Annotated in this window: 13 protein-coding genes; 3 read left to right on the top strand and 10 right to left on the bottom strand. The window is 62.4% G+C overall.

Features of this window, described 5'->3' with window-relative positions:
* Positions 1-20: 20 nt before the first annotated feature.
* From BSZ35_RS06130 to nagB, 5 genes are all read right to left on the bottom strand, one after another.
* Positions 21-3,017 (bottom strand): glycoside hydrolase family 3 N-terminal domain-containing protein, encoded by a 2,997-nt coding sequence (locus BSZ35_RS06130; protein WP_105011609.1) that lies wholly within the window; start codon positions 3,015-3,017, stop codon positions 21-23.
* A gap of 49 nt (positions 3,018-3,066) precedes the next feature.
* Positions 3,067-4,905, bottom strand: a complete 1,839-nt coding sequence (locus BSZ35_RS06125; RefSeq protein ID WP_105011608.1) for a sodium:solute symporter family protein — start codon at positions 4,903-4,905, stop codon at positions 3,067-3,069.
* Positions 4,906-4,993: 88 nt separating this feature from the next.
* Positions 4,994-6,259, bottom strand: coding sequence for a carbohydrate-binding family 9-like protein (locus tag BSZ35_RS06120; RefSeq protein ID WP_105011607.1), 1,266 nt, complete (start codon positions 6,257-6,259; stop codon positions 4,994-4,996).
* 62 nt (positions 6,260-6,321) lie between these two features.
* A complete protein-coding gene (locus BSZ35_RS06115) occupies positions 6,322-7,446 on the bottom strand; it encodes a carbohydrate-binding family 9-like protein (RefSeq protein WP_105011606.1) in 1,125 nt (374 codons plus the stop codon).
* A 39-nt stretch (positions 7,447-7,485) separates the two neighbouring features.
* Positions 7,486-9,456 carry a glucosamine-6-phosphate deaminase gene (gene nagB / locus BSZ35_RS06110; RefSeq protein WP_105011605.1) on the bottom strand — a complete coding sequence of 657 codons (1,971 nt, stop codon included), beginning with the start codon at positions 9,454-9,456 and terminating at the stop codon, positions 7,486-7,488.
* A gap of 241 nt (positions 9,457-9,697) precedes the next feature.
* On the opposite strand from nagB, the gene BSZ35_RS06105 reads away from it, so the two are divergent.
* The 3 genes from BSZ35_RS06105 (at position 9,698) to BSZ35_RS06095 (ending at position 13,372) form a co-directional block, all read left to right on the top strand.
* Positions 9,698-11,428, top strand: a complete 1,731-nt coding sequence (locus BSZ35_RS06105) for a GMC family oxidoreductase (protein WP_105011604.1) — start codon at positions 9,698-9,700, stop codon at positions 11,426-11,428.
* A gap of 175 nt (positions 11,429-11,603) precedes the next feature.
* Positions 11,604-12,224 (top strand): gluconate 2-dehydrogenase subunit 3 family protein, encoded by a 621-nt coding sequence (locus tag BSZ35_RS06100; protein WP_105011603.1) that lies wholly within the window; start codon positions 11,604-11,606, stop codon positions 12,222-12,224.
* 143 nt (positions 12,225-12,367) lie between these two features.
* Positions 12,368-13,372 (top strand): N(4)-(beta-N-acetylglucosaminyl)-L-asparaginase, encoded by a 1,005-nt coding sequence (locus BSZ35_RS06095; protein ID WP_105011602.1) that lies wholly within the window; start codon positions 12,368-12,370, stop codon positions 13,370-13,372.
* Positions 13,373-13,476: 104 nt separating this feature from the next.
* On the opposite strand, the gene BSZ35_RS06090 is transcribed toward BSZ35_RS06095, so the two are convergent.
* The 5 genes from BSZ35_RS06090 to BSZ35_RS06070 form a co-directional block, all read right to left on the bottom strand.
* The gene (locus BSZ35_RS06090) at positions 13,477-14,508 is read right to left on the bottom strand and encodes a LacI family DNA-binding transcriptional regulator (protein ID WP_258096098.1); all 1,032 of its coding nucleotides are present in this window, start codon (positions 14,506-14,508) and stop codon (positions 13,477-13,479) included.
* Between the two features lie 346 nt (positions 14,509-14,854).
* Positions 14,855-16,594, bottom strand: coding sequence for a family 10 glycosylhydrolase (locus tag BSZ35_RS06085; RefSeq protein WP_105011601.1), 1,740 nt, complete (start codon positions 16,592-16,594; stop codon positions 14,855-14,857).
* A 94-nt stretch (positions 16,595-16,688) separates the two neighbouring features.
* The gene (locus BSZ35_RS06080) at positions 16,689-18,572 is read right to left on the bottom strand and encodes a family 10 glycosylhydrolase (RefSeq protein ID WP_105011600.1); all 1,884 of its coding nucleotides are present in this window, start codon (positions 18,570-18,572) and stop codon (positions 16,689-16,691) included.
* A gap of 127 nt (positions 18,573-18,699) precedes the next feature.
* The gene (locus tag BSZ35_RS06075; protein WP_105011599.1) at positions 18,700-21,333 is read right to left on the bottom strand and encodes a family 20 glycosylhydrolase; all 2,634 of its coding nucleotides are present in this window, start codon (positions 21,331-21,333) and stop codon (positions 18,700-18,702) included.
* Positions 21,334-21,436: 103 nt separating this feature from the next.
* Complete coding sequence (locus BSZ35_RS06070) at positions 21,437-23,020, bottom strand: SusD/RagB family nutrient-binding outer membrane lipoprotein (protein WP_105011598.1); 1,584 nt, start codon at positions 23,018-23,020, stop codon at positions 21,437-21,439.
* Positions 23,021-23,041 lie beyond the last annotated feature (21 nt).

Genomic DNA, 23,041 nt, shown 5'->3' with positions numbered 1-23,041 from the left:
TCTGATGTGTCGCGTCAGTTCTACTGTTTGGGAGGCGAGCCCGGCAGGAGCGGCTGCGGGGGACCCACGATCGACTCGTAGACTTCGTTCGCGACCTTGGGGCGCACCTGCTGAATCTGTTCATCCGTATCGTCGGGATAGACGCGATTGGTTAGGAGGATCACGAAGAGATCCTGGGTCGGGTCCATCCACATGGACGTGCCGGTGTAGCCCGTGTGGCCGAAGCTGGAGTCACTGAAGCGATCGCCGGCAGACGAGTAGCCCTCCGAGCTTTTCGTATCCCAGCCCAGCGCCCGAGTGCTGCCGGGCACATCGGCTTTCGAGGTGAAGGTCTCGATCGTTTCAGCCTCCAGGAACTGGCGTCCGTCGATTCGACCCTCATGCGTAAGCATGTAGGCAAAGCGGGCCAGGTCCTCGGCAGTAGAGAAGAGGCCCGCGTTTCCGGAGACGCCGCCCATCGATCGGGCCATCGGGTCGTGCACGCTGCCCCGGTACTCGGTGCCCGTCGTGTCGGTGGTGGGCACGACCCACGAGGCCGTTCGCTCCAGGGAGTAGAACCCGGTGTCCTCCATGCCGAGCGGATCGAAGATGTTCTCTTTGCAGAAGCGGTCGAACCGCTGGCCGGTAACGGTTTCTACGATGTGGAGGAGGGTAAGCATATTCAGGCCGCTGTACCGCGATTCTGTCCCCGGCGTGTAGGCCAAGGGCTGGGCCATCACCGTATCGAGCACCGCGGTGCGCGACGGCCCGCGCTCGTCGGGGCCGAGGTACGGTTTGAGGCCAGACGAGTGGGACAGTAGCTGGCGTACCGTGACGGCGTCCTTCCCGTTTTGGGCAAACGAAGGAAGATACCGTGCGACGGGAGCGTCGAGGGAGATGCTATCCCGCTCCACCAACAGCATCGTCGCCGTGGTGGTGGCCACGACCTTCGTGAGGGACGCAAGGTCGTACTGCGAGGAGGTCTGAACCCGTTTTTTCTGGTCATAGGTGTAGTAGCCGTGTCCGTCGAGCTTGGGGAGGACCTCCCCTCGACCGACGGCCACCGCTGCCCCCGGAAAGGCGCCGTCCAGCATTGCCTGCCGGAGAAGGGAGTCCACGTCGGCCAGCTGCTGGCCGTCCATGCCCACCGACTCCGGATGCCCGGCACGAGGAGAAACAGTTTCGAGCGTAAGGCCATGACCCGCATCGGCGAGGTCAGGGATCGTGACGGGGAGACGGCCCGGGGTGCCGGCGGCGCCGGTAAGGGCCTGCGCGGCGGCGCGCTGTGAAACGTCGTTCGAACCGTAGGCCGCCAGGACAGCGTCTGGTTGCGGGTCGAGACCGCTCGGGGCATACGGGTTACCGAAGGCGGTGAGGACGGTCGGGGGTCCGTTCGCGACGAGGCTGTCGAGGAACGTCTGGTGCATGTCGTTGAACCCAATCGAGCCGCTCCACGCCCGCACCCGAAGGAAAGAGGGCACGATCACGACGTCATAGTCCTGTGCATCCGTGAGGTACTCGTTCACGTCCGACGAATCGGAGCGCGGGTCGAGTCGACGCACCCCGAGCGAATCGATGGCCGGATGACCATCGAGGGACTGGACGAAGGTATCTCCAACCCCCGGATATTCGCTATCACTGAGCTTGACGACCAGCGTTTTGTATGTGTCCGGGGGCGTCAGCGGCAGCAAGTCGTTCTGGTTTGACAATAGAGTGAGGGAGCGACGGGCGACGGTCTCGGACAGCACCTGATGGGTGCGCTTGTCTACCCGCTGGCGTGTGGTGTCGAGCGGGACAATCCGCTGTTCGTGTAGGCCCATCTTCTCCTTTGCGTTCAGGAGGCGACGGACCGAGTCGTTGATCTCGCTCGTATCGATGCGCCCGGTGTCTACGGCGGTGCGGATGGCGTGGTGGGCCACCCATGGATTCGTAGACATCAGGATGAGGTCGGCGCCCGACTCCAGCACGCGGACGGCCGTTTCACCCACACCGTACTTTTGCCGTACGGCATCCATGTTGAGGGCGTCGGTCACCACGAGGTCCTCGAAGCCCATTTCCGTGCGGAGCAGGTCGGTGGTTACATTGGGCGACAGCGACGCCGGGGTGGTTTCTTCCTTCGTTAGCTTGGGCAAGGCGAGGTGGCCGGTCATCACGCTTGCGACACCGGCGTCCATGACCTGACGGAAAGGTGCCAACTCCAGAGTGTCGAGGCGGGCCCGGTCGAATCGGAGAACCGGGAGGGCCATATGCGAGTCGACGTCCGTGTCGCCGTGGCCCGGAAAGTGCTTTACCGTGGCAAGCGTCCCGCCCGCCTGTGCCCCCTCCGCAAAGGCCCCGGCCATCGTGCCAACGAGGGTCGGGTTTTCCCCAAAGGAGCGGATGTTGATGATCGGATTCCGAGGGTTGTTGTTGATGTCGGCCACCGGCGCGTAAATTTGGTGGACCCCAAGCGCACGAGCCTCCCGGGCCGTCACATGCCCCACGCGATAGGCAAGCGAGGCGTCACGCGTGGCCCCGAGCGCCATTGCGGGCGGAAAGACGGTGGCTTCGTCGAGTCGCATGCCCACGCCCCACTCAGTGTCCTGGGAGACGAGGAGGGGGCGCTCCGCCTTTCGCTGCAGGTCGTTGATCATGGTGATCTGCGTCATCGGCGTGCCCGGCCCGAACATCATGCCGCCGGCGCCAAACTCCTCCACCAGCGCCACCGACCGGCGGTAGGAGGGGGCGTCTGCGTTCTGGAAGTAGCCGTCCAGTCGAATGATAAAGAGCTGGGCAATCTTCTCGTCCAGCGTCATGTCCCGAAATTGTCGTTCGGACCAGTCGAGAGACGTATCCGTCGTGTCGGTTGTGGCGACCGTGTCCGAGGGGACCGACGGAGCAGTGGCTGACTCACTGCTGCTGCATCCGAACGTGAGAGCGGTGAGGAGGAGAGCCGCACACTGAACGAGAAGGGAGGCCGAAAAGAGAGCATGCTGTCGGCTCCGCCCGAGGGAGGCTCTCAGGAAGGAAAGCGACGAGCGAACGTGTTGGAAGGACATAGAGAGCAGCAGGTCGTGTAAAGCGAAACAGGGGAGGGGGGCAGGTAGGTTAGGCAGTTTCTTCCCGTTCTTCTACTGCCCCGAAGAGGGAAATTTCGTCCCGTTGGAGGTCGCGCCAAAGGAAGGCAGCGGCGAGGACTGCCACCGTTACGCAGGCCAGGCCCCAGACGGTCCAGCCCAGAATGAGGTAGCCGGCGCCGAAGAGGGTGCTGTAGACGAGCACGACGCCCACGAGCCAATCGAGGGCGAGGCGACCCAGGCCCCGATCGGCCTCCACGTCCGGGTGTCGTTTGGCGACTGGGGTCCAGCCGGGCCCTCCGGGGTGGACCTTCCGGTAGAACGCGTCGAGGGTGTCCGGGTCGGTCGGGCGGGTGAGGTAGGTGGCGGCCAGCCAGAGAACCGTCGTGAAGCCGACGACGGAGTACAGGTTGAGGGGAAACTCCGCCTGGAGGCCGGGCACCTGGATCCCGAAGGCATTCAAGATGAGGGCCGAGACGGTGAGCAGAATGGGCGCGATGGTGGCGACCATTTCGCTCCACGCGTTTATCCGCCACCAGTACCACCGCAGGATGAGGACGAGCCCGAGGCCGGCCGAGGAGGAGAGCAGGAGGCCCCATGCCTCAGCAATGGTGTCGAGGAACAAGGTGACGACGAGGCTGAGGAGCGCAACGCCGAAGGTGAGGACCCGAGACACGAGAACGTAGTGTTTTTCGTCGGCATCCGGCTGCACGAAGCGGCGCCAAAAGTCGTTCACGAGGTATGAGACGCCCCAGTTGAGCTGGGTCGACACGGTGCTCATGAACGCAGCGAGGAAAGCAGCGAAGAGGAGCCCCAGCATGCCGGCCGGCAGCACGTCCTTCATAACGAGCACGAACCCAGCGCGCGGTTCGTTAAGGTCGGGGTAAAGTACCAGCGCCGCCAGGGCCACAATGATCCACGGCCAGGGCCGCAGGCAAAAATGCGCAATCGTGTACCAGAGGGTTGCAAAGAGCGCGTTGGGCTCATCCTTCGCACTCATCATGCGCTGGGCAATATAGCCGCCCCCGCCCGGCTCGGCGCCCGGGTACCAGCTCGACCACCACTGCACGCCCGCATAGGCGGCAAAGGCGAGGGCCGAGAGGGAGAAAGTCGCGGCGCCCTCCGCCGCGCCTCCGATGGTGGGAAGCAAGTGGAAGGTCTCATCGGGAAGCTGGTCGTGGAGCCCCTGAATGCCGCCGATTTCCGGCATGTCGAGTACGAAGAAGGCAAGCGCAATCGTACCGCCCATCGCCACGACGAACTGGAAGACGTCCGTGACCATAACGCCCCAGAGGCCGGACAGGAGCGCGTACGCCGAGACCATGAGGATAAGGCCGGCGACCACCACCAGGGCGGCACTAATTTCCCGGCCGAGGATCATGAACGCGGACTGGCCAAAGAGGGTGAGATCCGGAAAGAGCCGACCAATGACGGTCTCCATGGCCAGGGAGACCCATCCGATGATCAGGATGTTCATCAGCAGGCCGAAGAAGATGGCCTTCAGGCCGCGCAGCCAGGCGGCCACCTCGCCGCTATAGCGAAACTCAACGAACTCGACATCAGTCATGACGCCGCTTCGTCGCCACAGGCGAGCGAAGAAGAAGACGGTAAGCATGCTTCCAAAGCCGGCGTTCCACCACAGCCAGTTGCCGGCAATTCCGTTTTGGGCGACCATCTCGGTGACCAGCAGCGGCGTGTCGACGGCAAAGGTTGTGGCGACCATGCTCGTTCCGGCCAGCCACCAGGGCATTGCACGGCCGGAGAGGAAGAATTCCGACGTGTCCTCTCCGGCGCGCTGGTAGAAGTAAAGCGCAATACCGAAAGAAAACACGAGGTAGCCAACAACGAAGAGCCAGTCGAGTAGCGTCACGATCCGGAGAAGAAGCGCGTGGAGGAGAGGGCGAGAGGGCGAGGAATACCGTCGTCAAAGGGGGCGCAACAGACGGCAGTGCGGCGCGTCATTCCGTCGTGGTCCATACCTTGCCGTCGTGGCGGATATGGACGGAGGCGCCATTCGCGCCGGACGCCGTAATTTCGTAAGAGCTTTGCGTCGTTTGCAAGCGCGGATTGAACGTGCGGTTCTCCAAAGAAATGTCCGCGGCGTTGAGGGCCCGGAGGGAGGATGCGTATGTCCCGTTCGCCTCCCGGTAGGCATTTTGGCGGTAGTACAACCGACGCAATGCCCACTTTACACGTTCGTTGGGGGGGACCCGGACGGTGTTCGCAGGGGCATTGGTAGGAGCGGTCGAAAACTCGACAATCCCCCACCGTTCGGGCTTATGATAGTTGCCCGTGCCTCCCTGGGGCGACCACGCGAAGGCTCCGCTATCGGTGGTGTCCTGCACGTAGTTGCCATCCGTGACCGTTACAGGCCATTGCATTCGTGTAAGATTGAGGCGCCACTGGTCGCCGTCCTGTGGGGGCTGGGCGTTGGGGGCCGTTTCGGCAAGCACCGACCACGGCAGCGCGAGCTCAACGGTCCAGCCCTCGTCGGTGTCCGATGGGTCATTGAGTGTGCCCTGTACGGTCACCCCCTTTTTGAGACCGCGAATGTCCCATGCGCTAATGCGGGGCGTCTCAGCGTCCCGGTAGGGCTTCGTGAGAAGAAGGTCCCATTGGGTTTCTCGGGCATTGATCTGGTACTCGTAGTAGTTGTGCGTATCGCCGTCCGGGTCGATAAAGAGTTCAAAAGCATTCTCGCGCCAGATGGACGTGTCGCGGGTCGTGAAGGTGGCCCGAACGTCCGTTTCCTCTAGCTGGGCAGCCACATACAGGTAGGTGTCGTCCCACATCATCTTGGCGCGCGTTTGGAACGGAGGAGACGGGTAATTGCGACCCTGGCTGTTCACGAAGGGGGCAGTCCAGTCGGCTTCCGCCCAAGCTGTTTCCGTGAGGCGTCCGTCGATGGTCGGAGGCGTAGGGGCGCGCTGAATGGCGTATGTGCGTGGGGAGAACGGAAGCCGATTGGTGCCGGAAACCGACGCTCGGTCGGGGGATTCGCTTCCGCAGCCGGGCAGGAACAAGAGGCCGAGGGACAGTCCCAATAAGAGGGAGAGGGGGGAGGGGCTGTCTGTTTTCCCGTTTGATGGGTCCGGCTGTGCTCCGACCAGCTTCAAAAAAATTCGGTTCACGGGACCAAAGAAACCAGTGAGCAGGGTTGTGAGGTGCGCGTCCCGCTTGGAGGGACGTCGCAGAGAGGCGGATTGTACGCTACGTAGCGGCATTCACGACAGCGTCTCCCGTTCACACCAGAGCACCCGTATGAGGGCCCCTTCACGTCCTGAGTTTAGTTTGCCGTCGTCCACACCTTGCCGTCGTGGCGAATGTGGACTGTAGTGTCGTTGGCCCCGGGCGCCGTAATTTCATACATGCTCTGCGTGGCCTGAAGGGTCGGGGTAAAGGGACGGTCCTCAAGTGAAATCTCGTCCGCGTCGAGAGCGGACAGGGAAGAGGCATAGGTGCCGTGGGCCTCGCGATAATCACGCTGGCGATAGTAGAGTTGTCGAAGTGCCCACTTGACCGCCCGGTTCGGCTGCTCGGCCACCGGGACGGGATCGGCGCCGGCAACCACATCTGTGAACTGAACGATGCCCCAGCGCTCTGGCCGGTGCATGTCGATGACACCCTGCGGCGACCAGACCCAGTTGTTCTCGGGGTGAGCTTTGGTGGAGTCAATGTCTTTTCGGTATCGGCCGTTGACGACAGTCGTGGGCCACTGGACGCGGGAAAAATTGAGGCGCCACTGGTCGCCGGGCTGCGGCGGGCGTCCTTCCGGAGCGGCTTCTTCCAGTACACGCCACGGCAGGGCCATCTCGACCGTCCATCCCTCATCGGTATCCGACGGGTCGTTGAGCGTTCCTTGCACCTGTACGGCCACGTCGATTCCACGAATGTCCCAGGCATCAAGGGCGGACCCGCCGTCGCGGTACGGCTTCGTGAGCATCAGGTCCCACACCGTTTCCAGGGCATTGACTTCCACCTCGTAGTAGTTGTGGGTCGAGCCCGTCGGGTCGATAAAGACCTCGAAGTCATTGTCGTAATAGATCACCGTGTCCCGCTGCGTGAGGGTTCCCCAGACGTCAGGCTCTTCCAGCTGGGCGGCCACGTACAGGGCATCGTCATCCCACACCATCTTTGCGCGGGTTCGAAACTGCGGCGTTGGGGCGTCCCCGCCGCGGATGTCAACGAATTCCGTTGTCCAGGGGGCCGCCTGCCAGCTTGCCTCGTGGAAGGCCCCGTCCACCGAGATGGACGAGTCGGCCCGGTAGATGGTATAGGTGCGCGGATTGTACGGAAGACGGTCCTGTTCATTGGAAGGGGACTGTGCCTGAGCGGTCCCCCATCCGGGACCAACGCCGAACGCCGCAAGCACGCCCAGCATCCATAGCACCAGTAAACGACGGAGGGTCATAACGAGCGGGGGCGTGGTGAGGAGAGACAGCAAGGGGGGTTACGGCATGTCGTACGTTCGGACGAAGGCCTCGGCAGCGTAGAATTCGGGCAGGCCTAGGCCGTTCAGCATGTCGGCCGTGCCGCGGTTGCGATCGCGGGCCCGTTCCCAGAATTCCCGTTCGTCATAGGCACCGGGGAACATGGCACGGTCCTTTTGGCTCTCGTGCTTGAAGATGGCCTCGACCTTCCGGTCCAGGTCGGCCTTAGAAAGCGGGACAAAGACATCGGCTTCGTGGATCGGCCACTCCTGCCAGGCACCGCGGTAGAGCCACACGAGCGGTTCCGGCCGCGAGGAGTCAGGACGGTCGTCCTCTTCCGGCACTCCGTCTCCCGACGGGCCCACGGCTTCCTGATTGTACTTCTCCAGCGCCTCCTTAATGGCCTTGTAGCACATCCGGTGTGTGCCGTGCGGGTCCGAGAGGTCCCCGGCCACAAAGATGTGAGTGGGCTCCACGTCCGTAAGCAGGTCGTACACCACATCGACGTCTGCGTCCGAGATCGGATCCTTGCGCACGCGCCCGGTTTTATAAAACGGCATGTCTAAGAATTCGGCGTCGCTTTCGTCGAGCCCCATGACCTCAATGCCCGCAATGGCCTCGCCGTAGCGGATGTGGGCCTTCAGCGTTTGCACCTCGGGCAGGTCGACTGCACCGGGCTCCTTTTCCGCAAGGAAAGACTCGATTTCCTTGCGCCGCGCGTGGAAGTCGTCCAGCTGGTCGGAGGTTAGGCCCAGGGCCTCCCCGCTGAGGTCGAGGAACCGGAGGTAGCGGCGCACGTCGGCGTCGAAGACGGCCACCGACCCGTTCGTCATGTAGGCGACACTAATGTCGTTGCCGTTGCTGACGAGCTTGTCCAGCATGCCCCCCATTGAGATTACGTCGTCGTCCGGGTGAGGGCTGAACACAATGACGCGCTCGTCAGAGATCAGGTTTTCCCGGTACGTAATGCGCTGGCGCAGGTCCTCAAAGATCTCGCGTGCCAAGTCGTCCACGTGGTCGTAGCGGTGGACGAGGCTGTGCAGCTGATGCTTGTAGTAGTCGGAGGCTTCGAGGCGAGGGATCGGCTTATCGACCTTTTTGGAGAGCCAGGTCACGGCTCGCTTCACCTTCTTCTTGGTCCAATCCACGTTGCGCACGCGCCAGGGCGTCTTCTCGCGGGTGAGCTCGCCCGCCGCTGCCCGGTCGATGTAGAAGGTTGCATTCGGATGCTCTTGGAGGTAGCTGGCCGTCACCTCGTGGGTGGGGGGCTCCTCTACGGCCTTCTTCACGATCGGCGCTTTGTGCTCGCCCGTGGCCATGAGGACAATCTCGTCGCAGTCCAGGATGGTGCCGACCCCCATCGTGATGGCCTCCTGCGGCACGTTTTCCTCCCCAAAGAAGTCACTCGCAGCATCTTTGCGCGTGATCTCGTCGAGAATCACGCTTCGCGTTCGCGTGTCATTGCTCGACCCGGGCTCATTGAAGCCCACATGGCCGGAGCGTCCGATGCCGAGGAGCATCAGGTCAATGCCGCCGGCCTTCTCGATTGCATGCTCGTACTCGACGCAGTGGCGGTCCACTTCGTCGGGAGGAATGTCGCCCCGGGGAATATGGATGTTTTCCTCGGGGATGTTGACGTGGTTGAACAGGTTCTCGTCCATGAACCGGTGGTAGCTCTGGAGGCTCTCCGGATCGATGGGGTAATACTCGTCGAGGTTGAACGTCACCACGTTCGAGAAGTCCAGGTTCTCCTCCTCATGCATGCGGATCAGCTCCTGATATACCCCAATGGGGGTAGAGCCGGTGGGCAGGCCCAGCACGGCGTTCTTCCCAACCGCTTGTCGCTCTTCGATCAGAGTAGCGATGCGACGGGCCACACGGTGAGCCATCTCCGACGGGTCGTCGAAAATGAGCGTCTCTACCCGCTCATGTTGCGTGCCGGCGCGGGTGCCTTGCTCGCGAGAGTCGGAGGTTGGAGGCGAGTAGTCCATAGGGGAGAACGGGGAGTCGGTGGGCAGTGCGTGCCAATGTCGGACGATCTCTTGTAAGAGATGATACAGGGCGGCGGTCCGGAGGGCAATAGGTGTGACGATTAGGAACCGCTTCCAAACTTCAGGGGGCAACCATCCTTATTATGGCCTTGAAATCGATCGCTCTGGTTGCGTCCCCACCGGTCCCGTCGTTAGACTGTGGTTACGTAATACACAACTGTTGAACGCGATGTAGAGGCCTATGCCCCTCATACAAGAAAGTCCCGAATCGTATGATGTTTGTATTGTTGGTTCCGGTGCCGGGGGAAGCATGGCTGCCAAGGTATTGGCGGAGGCAGGGGCCAATGTTGTGGTGTTAGAAGCGGGGCCGGAGTGGAGTGTGCAGGACGATGGTGCGATGTTCGACTGGAACTATTCGTCTCCTCGTCGGGGAGCCTCGACGACGGATCGTCCGTTTGGGGAGTTCGATGCCTGCCTTGGGGGGTGGGACATCGACGGCGAGCCGTATACCACGACGGAGGATACGGAGTGGGAGTGGTTTCGGGCTCGGATGCTTGGGGGACGCACGCATCACTGGGGGCGCATCTCGCTCCGCTTCGGGCCGGACGACTTTAACGGAAAAAGTGTCGATGGTCACGGCGACGACTGGCCCATCGACTACGAGGACCTGAAGCCCTACTACGACCGCGTCGATCGTATGATCGGTCTCTTCGGGTCGGAGGAAAACTTCTACAATGCCCCTGACGGCATCTTTATGGACCCACCGGAGCCCCGCTGTTATGAACGGGTGCTCAAACAAGGGGCAGAGGACATCAACATTCCGGTGATCCCGTCTCGGCTTTCCATTCTTACGGAGCAGCACAATGGGCGGGCGGCCTGTCACTATTGTGCACAGTGCAACCGGGGGTGTACGACCCATTCGAACTTCTCCGCGCCGGTGCTTCTCAATCCCGCCCTGGAGACGGGGAATGTCACCCTCATTACCAATGCAATGGTCCGGGAGGTCACGACGGACAAGGAGGGGCAGGCTACAGGCGTTTCCTACGTTGACACGCAGAGCCGCCGCGAGCAGAAGGTGGAGTCCGACGTGGTGGTGCTGGCCGCCAGTGCCTGCGAGTCGGCCCGGCTCCTTCTCAATTCCACCTCGCCGCGGCATCCCAACGGCCTTGCCAACTCAAGCGACGCTGTGGGCCGGTATCTGATGGACTCCACCGGCACGACCGTCGCCGGGGTGATCCCTGAATTGCTAAATCAACCTGCCCATAATTGCGACGGGGTTGGGGGCATGCACATGTACGTGCCCTGGTGGGGCTACGACCAGAATCTCGACTTCCCGCGCGGCTACCACTTCGAATTGTGGGGCGGACGTGGCATGCCGGGGTATGGGTTCGGCAGCGGCATTCAGAATCTCAATGGGCTCTTTCCAGGAGACGAGGAGACGAAGAAAAAGGGAGGCGGCGGCTACGGACAGCAACTCAAGAAAGATTATCGCCGCTTTTACGGGGCGATGGTGGGCATGTCCGGACGGGGGGAGTCCATTGCTCACCGCGATAATTACTGCGAGATTGATCCCAACACGACCGACGAGTACGGCATCCCCGTGCTTCGCTTCAATCACTCGTGGCGCGAAGAGGAATACCTGCAGGTGAAGCACATGCAGGAGAAGGGGCGCGAGATCATCGATGCTGCTGGCGGCGAGCCCCTCGGCACGATGCCCGACCGGGAGGACGGCTACGGCATTACCACCCCCGGCGAAATCATCCACGAGACCGGAGTCACCCGCATGGGAACCGATCCCGACGAGTCGGTCCTGAATGAGTACTGCCAGGCCCACGATGTCGACAACCTCTTCGTTGCTGACGGCGGGCCGTTTGTCTCCCAGCCCCACAAGAATCCCACTTGGACGATCATGGCCCTCTCGATGCGCACCGCCGAGTACATCGTCGACCAGCGAGAGAAGGGCAACTTGTAGGGGCGGCAGACGCAGACGATGAATCCCTGAGGGCTGTTTCCCGGTGCGTGTCTCGTATTTCGTATGTCTCGTCACGACCGTCCCGACATACGGAATACGCAATACGCGGCGCTCGGGAGGGTAGGGGCTCTCGGGGCCTTGCAACACGATCGCATTCACCTTCCCTAAGCAACCCATGAGTTCCCTTAATCGTCGAGACGCCCTTAAGCTGCTGGGCCTTATGGCGGCAGCGCCCACATTCAGCGTCGCCTGTTCCTCCGAAGACGTGAAGCAGGCCCGTGAGCAGACCGACTCGGTTCCCACCCGGCCGCAACCAGAGGCCTACGAGCGCCAGTTCCTGACTGAGCACGAGTACGACACGGTACGTGTGTTGGTCGACTGGATCATTCCGGCCGACGAGCGCTCCGGTAGTGCGACCGATGCGGGAGTGCCTGCTTTTATCGACTTTATTCTCACGGACGAGAAACTGGCAGACCGGAAAGAGCAACAAACGGCCTTTCGAGGCGGTCTTGCCTGGGTCGACTATGAATGTATCGAGCGATTCGACCGTCCGTTCGTAGAATGCTCGGAGCAACAGCAGCAGGAGATGCTTGATGCGATCGCGTGGCCGGAAGTGGCCGAGCCGTCCATGCAGCCGGGCGTCACGTTCTTCAACAGCCTCCGCGACCTCACGGCCTCAGGGTTCTTTTCGTCGAAGATGGGGATGGAGGATCTGAAATACAGGGGCAACCGGTACGTGGCCGAGTGGACGGGCTGCCCCGACGAGGTGCTCGATCATGTGGGGGTTAGCGCTTAGTCACAGGAGAGAATCATGGAGTGCTGAGGACGGGCAGCCACTCTTTCGTGCACATGGGGCGGCAGTTAGCGGTCGCCAGTGCGCACGAAGGCCGAGGGGGAGACGACTCGACCGGATTCGTCCATTCAATCGTATCGATCTACATGCCGAATCGTCGCGACTTCCTGAAGACCAGTGCTATTGCCAGCATCGGCGCCAGTCCTATGCTTGCTGCCTATGGCGGTGGGGCCTCGGCCTCTCAGCGTCAGAAGCCCGTCGTCGTGTCGACCTGGCGGCACGGCCAGCCGGCGAATGCAGCGGCCTGGGAGGTATTGTCCGACGAAGGGACGGCCCTCGACGCCGTGGAAGCGGGCGTGCGGGTGACGGAGGCCAATCCGGAAACGCGTACGGTGGGACGGGGCGGCTACCCGGACCGAACGGGCGTTGTGACGCTTGATGCCTGCGTGATGGATGAGCGGGGCCGCTGTGGGTCCGTCGCGGCACTGGAAGACATTCTGCATCCCACCTCCGTGGCCCGTAAGGTGATGGAGGAAACGCCGCACGTCATGCTCGTGGGAGAAGGCGCGCGCGATTTTGCACTGGAGCAGGGGTTCGAGAAGACCGACCTGCTGACCGAGCAGTCGAAGCAGGACTGGGAGGAGTGGAAAGCGTCCCAGTCGGACGTGACGACGCCGGAGCCGAACGTCGAGAATGAGGTCGGGTCCGACAATCACGATACCATCGGCATGCTGGCCCTCGATGCCAACGGAGACCTATCGGGCGCCTGCACGACCAGTGGTACGAAGTGGAAGATGCACGGTCGAGTTGGGGATTCTCCCCTCATCGGGGCTGGGTTGTTTGTGGACAACGACGTGGGCGCGGCTTGTGCGACGGGCTGGGGAGAAGCAGTCATTCGGACTGCTGGTTCTCATCTCGCCGTCGAAAAGATGCGGCAGGGCGCTTCGCCGATGGAGGCGTGTCGGAGCGTCGTCGAGCGCGTCCGGGACCTACACGGCAATCCGGAGAATGTGCAGGTGGGGGTCCTTGCCCTCAATACCCAGGGTGAGATTGGGGCATACGGTCTTCAGTCCGGCTTCGAAATGGCCAAATACACTCCCGAGGGCGGAAACCAGCTGGTCGAAGCAACGCCCCTTCAATCCTCAAAGTAGGGGTGGACTGCAGAGGGTACCTCTACCCCGTGTAGCGAGGGGCGTCCGGCGTATACTCGATCCGGGAACTTGGTTCAGGTACAGTAGCGCCGTTGGGGTCTGTATTACGCTGCATTTGCACCACAACTCTGTCGGACCACCAACTCCGGGGCCAGCTCCTCGTAGTCGGTCGATGTATCCGTATCTTCAATCTTGTCCACGAGGATATCCACTGCGACCTGTCCCTTTTCGTACACCGGTTGCCGCACGGTGGTGAGAGGGGGGACGGTATACCGGGACGAGGGCAGGCCATCGAAGCCGACCAGGGCCACGTCGTCGGGCACGCGGAGCCCCGCCTCGTGGAGAGCGAGCAGGGCGCCCATTGCCATCGTGTCGCTCATGCAAAACAGGGCGTCGGGAACGGTGTCGCGCTCGACCCAGCGAGTGATGGCGTCGTATCCGCTTTCCTGAGAAAAGTCGCCCGTCGCGATGTGTTCTTCAGCGACCGTGCGGCCTGAATCATCCAGGGCCGCCGCGAAGCCCTCTCGCCGGTCTTCGGTCTCTTTGAGGTGCGGGTTCCCCATGAGAACCCCAATGTCGTCGTAGCCGAGGGAGCAGAGGTGGGCCCCAGCCTTGTATCCTCCTTCCACGTTGTCGATATCGATGGAGAGAAGGTCTTCCCAGGCCGGATCGTCACCGATGAGCACCATTGGAAGATTCCGGTCCTGAAAAGTATCCTCTACAATTTCGGTCACCTCCCGGGTGATGAAAATGAAGCCATCAAACCGCTGGTCGCCCGCACGATCCCGGATTTTATCTTTCATCTGTGGGGAGACCATCGACAGCGAAACGAAGTACCCGCGCTCCAGGCACTGCTCAAAAATTCCAGAATACAGGAGCGGCCAATAGCCATTGGCGAGCGACTCCTCCCCCCGGCGCGGCGTCAGGATGCTGAGTTCGTAGGAACGGTCCGTGGCCAGACTCCGCGCCATTGAATTTGGCCGGTAGTTGTGTTCCTCAATGACTTCCAGGACCCGCTCACGGGCCTCATCGCTTACGTTGGGGTGGTCGTTCAGTACCCGAGAAACGACGGAACGCGAGACGTACGCCAGTTCGGCAACCTGGTCGATCGTCATGTTCTTCTCGTCGTCGGCCATAGTGGAGGGGAAGGGTTGTGAGAAGAACGAGTAGGTTCTCAGCGACTGTTTTGACTTCCGGCGACGGCGTGTCTAGCAAAATGGGTCGGCTGCGGATCGCTCATTTTCCCCATGGGGCCGCTTTCTGTGCCGCGTGGGACGCCAGCGCTGTGGTACAAATCTCCCAGGCGCAAAACGGTCAAAAATCAAAACAGTCTCTACGAGCAGGAGCGAGAAACTGGGAGCGCTCCGGTTCTCAACGAACGTCCCTACATATAATATAGACGGTGAAAGAGGCCGCAGCGTTTCTCCCAGAGGGCGAAGAAGGGGCATTATAAAACCGATTTATTGTAATGCTTCCTCGGTTTTATTCGGTTTGAGGATTGGGAGCGACGGCGGAACTGATACTGCCCGTGCGGTCCACGGCCCGGACGACAATTGTACGCGGAGGAGAAGAGCCATCCGACGGAGGAAGCACAAACGTGTCTCGAGACCCGGGGACGATGGCAGTTTTCCATCCGTCTGCGCGTCGCCACTGAATCACCCATTGCCACACCGGCTCGGTTCCTTGGGTATTCAACCTGAGGGATAGGGGCGGGGAATTCTTTGTTATGGATACCTGGGGCCGGGCGGGCGGCGCATTGTCGAGCCACGGGGAGGCCGGAACGAGTGCGGGGGAGCGATATGCCTCCGTACGCAGGCGCTCGCGCAGTCGGTGAGTCGTCCGGTACGCTTCGGGCGGTGGGTCGAGGCGGGGCACCGATACGCTGTCGGCTGCTTCCGTATCGACGGAGACCGAATCGACGGTTTTCCCCGCTACACGCACCGAGTCGATTCTCAACGTGTCGGGGACGGGGGCAAGGGCGGTGGTGTCGGGCGTATTGGGGACTTGAACGGAGTCGGGGAGGGGCAGGAGCGACTTCATGCTGAAGTGGACCTGTCCGGTAGCGCCGGGATGAGAGCGCGCCGTGTAGATCTGTCCCAGGATTTGCCGGTCCGACCAGTTGCGCTCCCCGTGTTGTCGTACTCGGCTCGTGTAGAGGCCGGGCCAGAGGTGGCGGTTCTTCTCATTCTGTTCGATCCACCAGCGCAGCATCTCCGGATACGAGTAGCCGTACTGGTCGAGGCGGTAGTAGAGTTGAGGGGTCATGTAGTCCACCCAGCCATTTCGGAGCCACTTCCGGGCGTCGGCGTAGAGCACGTCGTAAGCGTCGAACCCCTGCGTGCCGGGCGGATGGTCGGGGCGCCAGATGCCGAACGGGCTGATGCCGAACTTGACGTGGGGTTTTTCTTCTTTGATGGAATGATAGACGCGCTCGACGAGCCGATTTACGTTGTGTCGGCGCCAGTCGCCCCGGCTGCCCGTCCATCCGTTCCGCTGTGCCCGTGCCCAGCTTGCGCTGTCGGGGAAGGGGGCACCGTCGGCGTATGACGGGTAGGGGTAGAAATAGTCGTCGAAATGGACGCCGTCGATGTCATAGCGTCGTACCACGTCCATGATGACCCGGTGCGTGTGATTGCGGGCGGCGGGCACGCCGGGGTCCAGCCACAGATAGTTGCCGTATTCTCGTACCCAGGAGGGGTGTTGATTGTACACGTGGCCCGCCGCAAGATCGGACGTATCGGCCGGGTGCCCCGCTCGGTAGGGATTGAACCAGGCATGCAGCTCCAGCCCGCGCTTGTGCGCTTCTTGGACCGCAAATTGGAGCGGATCGTAGTACGGCTGCGGTGCTTTGCCCTGCCGGCCCGTCAGGTAGAAGGACCACGGCTCGTGTGAGGAATTGTACAGGGCATCGGCATGGGGGCGCACCTGGAAGATGACGGCGTTGAGGTTGAGGGCCGCGGCCTCATCCAGCATCTGCCGCAACTCCGTTTTTTGTTTTTGAGTTGAAAGACCCGGTTCGGAGGGCCAGTCGATGTTGGCCACCGTTGCAATCCAGGCCGCCCGGAACTCGCGGGGCACGGGCGGAGGGGAAAAATCATCCGGAGCGTCGGGGTGTGTGGTCGGGGCAGTGCCTCCGCAACCGGCGAGGAGTCCGGTGGTCAAGAGCAGAAGTACGGCTGCGGATGCGAGTCCGGAGCGGACGGACGGCGTAGGGTGGGGCATGGAGGTTGGCTTGGTGGGCGATACAGTAGCAGAAGGTCGAAAGGGCGTTCGGGATGAAAAGGGGCGAGGCCTGGGTACGGCAATGCGCGGAGGGCTACTTCAGGTGGACCATCTTTCCGGTTCGCACACGTCTTTTTCCATTGCGGGGCTGCACGCGTACACGATAGAGGTACACACCGGCGGAGAGGCGTGCCCCGTCGAGGGCGACGGTGCGCTCGGGACCGGGCGGGAGTGTGGCGCGGGTCTGAAGTACCTGCCGTCCCAGCACGTCGTATACAGTGACGGAGACATCGGCGACGGTGGGGAGGGCCATTCGAATCCGGGTGCGATTCCGGAATGGGTTGGGCGCGGCGCCTGTCATCGCAAAGCGATCAACGGCTGGCGGGACGCGTCCGGACGCGGTCACGGACGCGCTCGGAGGACTCTCTCCGGCATTCGGCCCCACGGCGGTCACGGCATAGTGGTACGGCGCGGCGGCCCGACGCGGACGATCCGTAACGGTGGTTCGTCCGGTAATCGCCAACAGGTGGGATGCGTCGTCGGTGAGGGTCGACGGGGCTGGGGAGCTGTTCGAGCGCAGTCGGTAGACGGCGAACCGATTCGTCGGGGACGAGTCGCTGGACGCCGACGTCCACTGTAGACGGAGACGCTGGTTCCGAGGACCATCCCAGCTCCACGAGACCTGGGTTGGGGGCGGCGGAGGCGACGTTTCCTCCCAGGGGAACGACGGAGGCAGGGCCGGATGGGCATACAGCGTTCGGCGAAGAGAATCGGGAAGCCCCTGCAAGGACCGTCGGGTGAGGAAGCCGGATCGGAATAAAATGCTGCCCTGAATGTCGATCCGCCGTTGATTGAGACGAACCTGTTGGGGCACGACAGTAGGTCCGTACGCCTTCGCACCGGGGCGGGCTGCCGCTCGGACATTGAAGGGCCGCGGCACGTGCTTCTGCGAGGGCGCGGCCCGATAGGCGGCGAGTCCAGGGTACAAGTGCCGGTTCTCCGCGGCCGCCTGAGAGCCCCACCACCGGGCGAGCGACGTGTAGTCCTGCTCGCCGCCGAACCCCCAATACAGCTGCGGCGCAAGATAGTCGACCGATCGATCCCTCAGCCAGGCCCGCGCGTTGGCGTAGAGGGTATGGTACCCACTGAGCCCGGAAATGCCAGCGGGAGCTCCGTCCTTCCAGATGCCGAAGGGGCTGATGCCGAACGCAGCGGTCGGTTTGACTGCCTGAATGCTGTCGTGCACCTGAGTCACGAACGAGTTGATGTTGTCGCGTCGCCAGTCTTCGATGTCCGTGAACCCGCGCGGGTATTGCGCGAACGTTTCCTGGTCCTTCGACCGACGGAGCTCTGCGGCCATCTCGTTGGGCGGGTACGGATAGAAGTAGTCGTCGAAGTGGACGCCGTCGACGTCATAGCGCCGTACCACGTCCATGACGACCCGCGTCACGTAGTCGCGCACCTCCGGACGTCCCGGATTGAGAATTTGCAGTCCATCGTCGAATTGCAGGAGCCACTCTGGGTGTTCGTTCGTCACGTGGCCAGGAGCGCGTTCGTATTCGGAGCCGGGGCGGGCCGCCCGGAACGGGTTGAACCAGGCATGCAGCTCCATGCCCCGCCGGTGAGCTTCGTTGATCGCGAACTGCAACGGGTCGAAGAACGGTTCGGGGGCACGACCCTGGGTGCCCGTGAGATAGTATGACCATGGCTCCAGCGGGGAGGCGTAGACGGCATCCGACTCGGCCCGCACCTGAAAAAGCACGGCGTTTATGCCGAGGGCCTTCAGGCTGTCGAGCATACGGGTGAGTTCCGCTTTCTTCGCGGCGGTCGACGCCGTTTGCGAGGACGGCCAGTCCAAATTCAGAACGGTTGCAACCCAGGCGCCCCGAAATTCGTGCTTCGGGGGCGTTTGGGCATCAGCGCCAACTGCCCACAGGAGAAGCACGAGGGACAAAACAAACGGACGAGTGCGGGGCATGGGGAGAAGGAGCGGGAACGAAACAGGATCGGCACTCAGTGAGAAAAACGGACCCCCAAATGAGAAGGCCCTGCCCCGATAGACGGACAGGGCCTTCTCTACCGTATTTTATCCGTGTCACGGAGGGTTAGGGAGAAGGAGAGACCGAGATCGTCCGGCTCCCACGTCCCTGTCCGTCGAAGGTGCGGAGGCGAACCGTCGCGTTGGTCGGCACCGACACCGGCTCCGTATAGCGGGGCGAGCGGGGCGTGGGACGAGAGCCGTCCGTCGTGTATCGGATGGGAAGGCCCGGGAGTGCCACGTTGGCGTGCAGCATGCCGTTCTCAATCACAGCCCCGGGCGGCGGCAGGCGGTAGGTCCACTCCGCATCCCGGAGGCTGAGGCGCGGCAACTCACGCTGGCCGAGGCGATTGGCAAACGCGCTCCAGGCCTCAGCGCGGCGGGCCCGCAGCTGCTCAATGTCCTCATGCGTGGCCCAGTCGGGTTGTGAAGCCCAGGCCCGCTCGGCGAGCGACAGCAGGCGCGGCACAGCCATGTACTCCATGCGGTCGGTGCTCCGCAGCGTTTCTCCCCAGAGCTGGCCCTGCAAGCCCACAATATTGGCCCGGGCCGAGTCGGCGAGACGCACGTGATCGGTGAACATGGAGTCCGGAGTGATTGGGTGTCCCATCGAGGTGCGATCCGCACTCTTGTAGAGGTCGTACGGCACAAAGGCGAACGGATCGTCCATGTCGACGAACCCGGACCAGTAGAAGCCGTCCTCGCGGGGGTGTTTGTTGTAGGCCATGTCGAAGTAGAAGTTGGTGGCCTGTGACATCACCACGTCGAATCCGGCATTTGCGAGCCGGTAGGCCCGATCCTCCGTGCCGCCGCCCCAGATGTTGCTCCAGACGTAGGGCTGCACGCCTTTACCCACGAGGTCCATGTTTGGGGTCGTGGTGGTAGCCTGGTGGCCGCCGGCTTCTGTCATGCCGACTTCCTCCCATCCGCCCATGGTGAGCTCGCGGGCAGCAAGCGTGTCGCGGAACCGACGAAAGAAGTCCCCGAAGAGATCCTCCGGGCTGTCGACGTCGGCCGTTTCGGCAATGTATTCATCACAGATGGGCGATTCGGTCCAGGCGCCCGTGGGCACTTCGTCGCCCCCCACGTGCACAGTGCGGAGCGGCGCGTCGGCCGCGTCGTGCATTGCCCGCAATTCATCCACGACATGAGCGAGAAAGCGGTAGGTGGAGGGGCGACACACGTTCACCACATTGTCGTCCCATCCCTGCACCGATTCGTACTCGGACGAATCCGCCGGGTCCTGGAGGCGGTACCGCCGGGCGGCCGCCGTGTCGCCGGCAGCCAGCAGTCGACGGGTACGTGCCTCCATGCCATGAATGGCTGCACGGGCGTGCCCAGGCATGTCGATTTCGGGCACCACCTCGATGTGACGGGCATCGGCGTACCGGAGAATCTCGCGGTACTCGCCCTGAGTGTACCAGCCACTGCCGCGCGACATTGTCGGGCGCGGGTTGGGGCCGGAGCCGTAGGACGGCACGAGGTGATTTTTCTCCGTGAGCGTATGGCCGCGCCGACCGCCGACCTCCGTAAGCTCCGGCAGGCCGTCGATGGCCAGGCGCCAGCCTTCATCGTCGGTCAGGTGAAAGTGAAAGGTGTTCAGCTTGTAGGAGGCCATCACGTCCAGCAGGCGCTTCACCGCCTCGGCCGACTGGAAGTTGCGCGACACGTCGAGGTGCAGGCCCCGGTAGCCGAAGCGCGGCGCATCCGTGATTTGCCCCGCGGGCACCGACACGGCGGACGACGGCTGCTCGTAGGCCGTCACGGGCAGCCAGGCCTGCAGGCTCTGGATGCCATAAAAGACGCCAGTGTCGCGCGAGCCGACGATCTCAATCCCTTCCTCGGCATCCACCGTGAGCCGATAAGCTTCGTCGTGAACCTCGGTTGTCGTGGGCGATCGAACGTCCGCTCGGCGAAGGACGATTGACGGATCCTCGAGGGTGGTCGAAAGCGTGGGCCGTTCGTCGAATACGCGTGCCAGACCATCCGCCAGGAGCTGCGCCTCGGACGCAAGTCCCTCTTCGTATCGAATGCTGGGATCGTCGAAGGAGAACGAGCCGGAGTGCCGGGTGATCGAGGACGGCGTCGGCACAATACGGCCCACTGAATCTGAGGGAAGCGTCGAGAGTGCGCGATTGGCCTCGTACCGCCGGGCCGGAGTCGGGACCGGCACCTCATCGTTCGGGCCACGCGTCGTCTGTTCGGGCCGAGTGAACGGGGGGGCAACAGAGACCTCCCCAAGAGGCGTCGGTGTGGACGGGCCCTCGTCGTACACGATGTAGAAGCCGGCGGGAGCGTCGATGTGCTTGATGGCCGAGCCGCCTGCCTCAAACGTGATGGTTCGTTCGGCGTTAGGTCCCAGAGGTGTAAAGTTTTTACCCGGACTGAGGCGGTAGAAATCCCCATTTATACGGGTAATTTCTACATTACCTGTAATACTCTCCGAGTCGATTTGGCGGAGGAAATTAAAGTAGAGGGTCCAGCCGGAGGCGGGCAGTGCCGTTTCTCCGTCATTGCGCAGACGGAGGCGCGACCGAAAGCGTGCGCCGTCGTCCACGAGGTTGCTTTCGACGCCCCACTCGATCGCGAGACGATCGGCGGACGGAGGGGGGGCAGATTGGCCGTGGGTCGGTTGCCAGATTCCGAGTATGAGTAGGAGGGACGCGAGGGAAGAAATTCCCCGGACATAAGAGGAAAGCATGAGGCAAGGGGGCGGTAGTGGAAAAGAAAAGAGGCGAGCCGCTTGCGCGACCCGCCTCTTTCGGTCGGGGAATGCAGGAAAAGGCTACGGGCTCAGAATGATTCTACTGAGCGTCCCACCACATGCGAGCGGTGAGCCGATTGCTCTGGGTAATGCCCTGTCGATTGAGCGCCTCGTTGTAGTTATCGCTGTTGAGGTCGCCCTCTTCCTGCGGATAGGCAAGGCGACGGATGATCTGTCCCTGCGTAGAGCCCTGCTCGTCGGGCGGGGTCAGCTCAGGATAGCCCGTTACCTTCCAGTTGGCCCAGGCTTCCAGGCCATGGGGGAAGGTGGCGGCCCAGTACTGCGTGTTGATGGCCTCCAGCTGCGCCTCCTCTCCCGAAGGGAAAGGATTGCTGTTGTTGTAGTAGTTCTTGATTTCCGAGCTGGTGAAGCTCGCGCTTCCGTAGCGCTCAAGCTTCTTCATGGCCGCCTCAACGCCGGCCTCATAGTGGGCCTCGGCGGAGTTGGGCGCGATGCCCCATTCCACCTGGGCTTCGGCCAGCATGAACTCGACCTCTGCATAACTCAGGAGGTAGAACGGATCGTCCAAATCGGTGAGATTCGGGTTGATCCGAGAGTAAGTGCCCGGGTCATCGGGCAACTCGGTCGTGGTGACGCCCGCAGGCATGCCCTTTTGGGCAGCCGGATCGGTCTCGGCGTCAGAGGCTTCACCGACGGCGAAGACTGCCCCGACGTGCGGCAGGCGCGGGTCGTTGTTGTCCTTCATCCAGGTGACCATCTCCTCGGACAGGTACGGGCAGGATCCCCGGAAGGCCTCGCAGACCTCGCCGATGGCGTTTGTATTGTACGCCACGGCGGAGTTGGAGGTGGGTCCATTCTGGTGATTGATGTAGACCTCATCCTCCATGCCCTGCATCACGCCGGAGTTGATAGCCTCTTCTGCCCAGATGCGGGCTGAGTCCGGCTCCACGTCCTTGATGCGCATCGCCAGTCGCAGCTGCAGCGAGTTGGCGAACTGTTTCCACTTTTCGATGTCGCCACCGAAGACGAGGTCAGAAGACCCGTACATCGGGCGCGAGGAATCGAACTGATTGACGGCCGCTCGCAGCTCGCGATGCAGGTCCTCGTAAATTTCCTCCTGCGGTGTGTAGGCCGGTGAGAAGTTGCCGTCGATGGCGCCCTGGCCCGCTTCGAAGTACGGCACGTCCCCGTACGTATCGGTGAGGCGCTGGAAGATCAGCGCCTTCCAGATGCGGGCGGCGGCCAGCCGGTTAACCTGATCCGGCTGTCCTTCGAGGCGATTCACGAGGTTCACGATGTTTTTCACGTTGGCCGTGATGTTATTCCCGTTCGCGCCCCCGTAGTAATTGGCACCGAAGAACGCACCGGACCACGAACTAACGTATCCGTTTTGGCTCCCGGCCCCAACGCCGCCGGGATGCACCACCTGCTGGGCAATTTGGGCGGTGTAAATGAGGTTGTGACGCCAGACCTCGTAGCGGCTGCCCGCCGTGCCGAGCTGTATGGTCGAGAATTCAATGCCCGGCGACAGATTGTTTGTAGACGTCGGGTCCTGGTTCATGTCCCCAAAGTCACTGAGGCCGTCGCAGGCGGTCAGGACGAGTGCCAGGGCCCCGATCGCGACCAGGGAGGGAAGTAATCGTGTGAGTCGAGTCCAATTCATAACAGTAGGTAGTTGAGTGCT

The organism is Salinibacter sp. 10B (assembly GCF_002954405.1).
Classification (GTDB): Bacteria; Bacteroidota; Rhodothermia; order Rhodothermales; family Salinibacteraceae; genus Salinibacter.
Note: the sequence above shows the minus strand (reverse complement) of the source record. Positions and strands in the feature narration are given on the sequence as shown.

Excerpts from the sequence above, each read along its gene's own strand:
- BSZ35_RS06130 (WP_105011609.1), bottom strand. The coding sequence starts at position 3,017 with ATGTCCTTCCAACACGTTCGCTCGTCGCTTTCCTTCCTGAGAGCCTCC.
- BSZ35_RS06120 (WP_105011607.1), bottom strand. The coding sequence starts at position 6,259 with ATGCCGCTACGTAGCGTACAATCCGCCTCTCTGCGACGTCCCTCCAAG.
- BSZ35_RS06115 (WP_105011606.1), bottom strand. The coding sequence starts at position 7,446 with ATGACCCTCCGTCGTTTACTGGTGCTATGGATGCTGGGCGTGCTTGCG.
- nagB (WP_105011605.1), bottom strand. The coding sequence starts at position 9,456 with ATGGACTACTCGCCTCCAACCTCCGACTCTCGCGAGCAAGGCACCCGC.
- BSZ35_RS06105 (WP_105011604.1), top strand. The coding sequence starts at position 9,698 with ATGCCCCTCATACAAGAAAGTCCCGAATCGTATGATGTTTGTATTGTT.
- BSZ35_RS06100 (WP_105011603.1), top strand. The coding sequence starts at position 11,604 with ATGAGTTCCCTTAATCGTCGAGACGCCCTTAAGCTGCTGGGCCTTATG.
- BSZ35_RS06095 (WP_105011602.1), top strand. The coding sequence starts at position 12,368 with ATGCCGAATCGTCGCGACTTCCTGAAGACCAGTGCTATTGCCAGCATC.
- BSZ35_RS06090 (WP_258096098.1), bottom strand. The coding sequence starts at position 14,508 with ATGGCCGACGACGAGAAGAACATGACGATCGACCAGGTTGCCGAACTG.
- BSZ35_RS06085 (WP_105011601.1), bottom strand. The coding sequence starts at position 16,594 with ATGCCCCACCCTACGCCGTCCGTCCGCTCCGGACTCGCATCCGCAGCC.
- BSZ35_RS06080 (WP_105011600.1), bottom strand. The coding sequence starts at position 18,572 with ATGCCCCGCACTCGTCCGTTTGTTTTGTCCCTCGTGCTTCTCCTGTGG.
- BSZ35_RS06075 (WP_105011599.1), bottom strand. The coding sequence starts at position 21,333 with ATGCTTTCCTCTTATGTCCGGGGAATTTCTTCCCTCGCGTCCCTCCTA.
- BSZ35_RS06070 (WP_105011598.1), bottom strand. The coding sequence starts at position 23,020 with ATGAATTGGACTCGACTCACACGATTACTTCCCTCCCTGGTCGCGATC.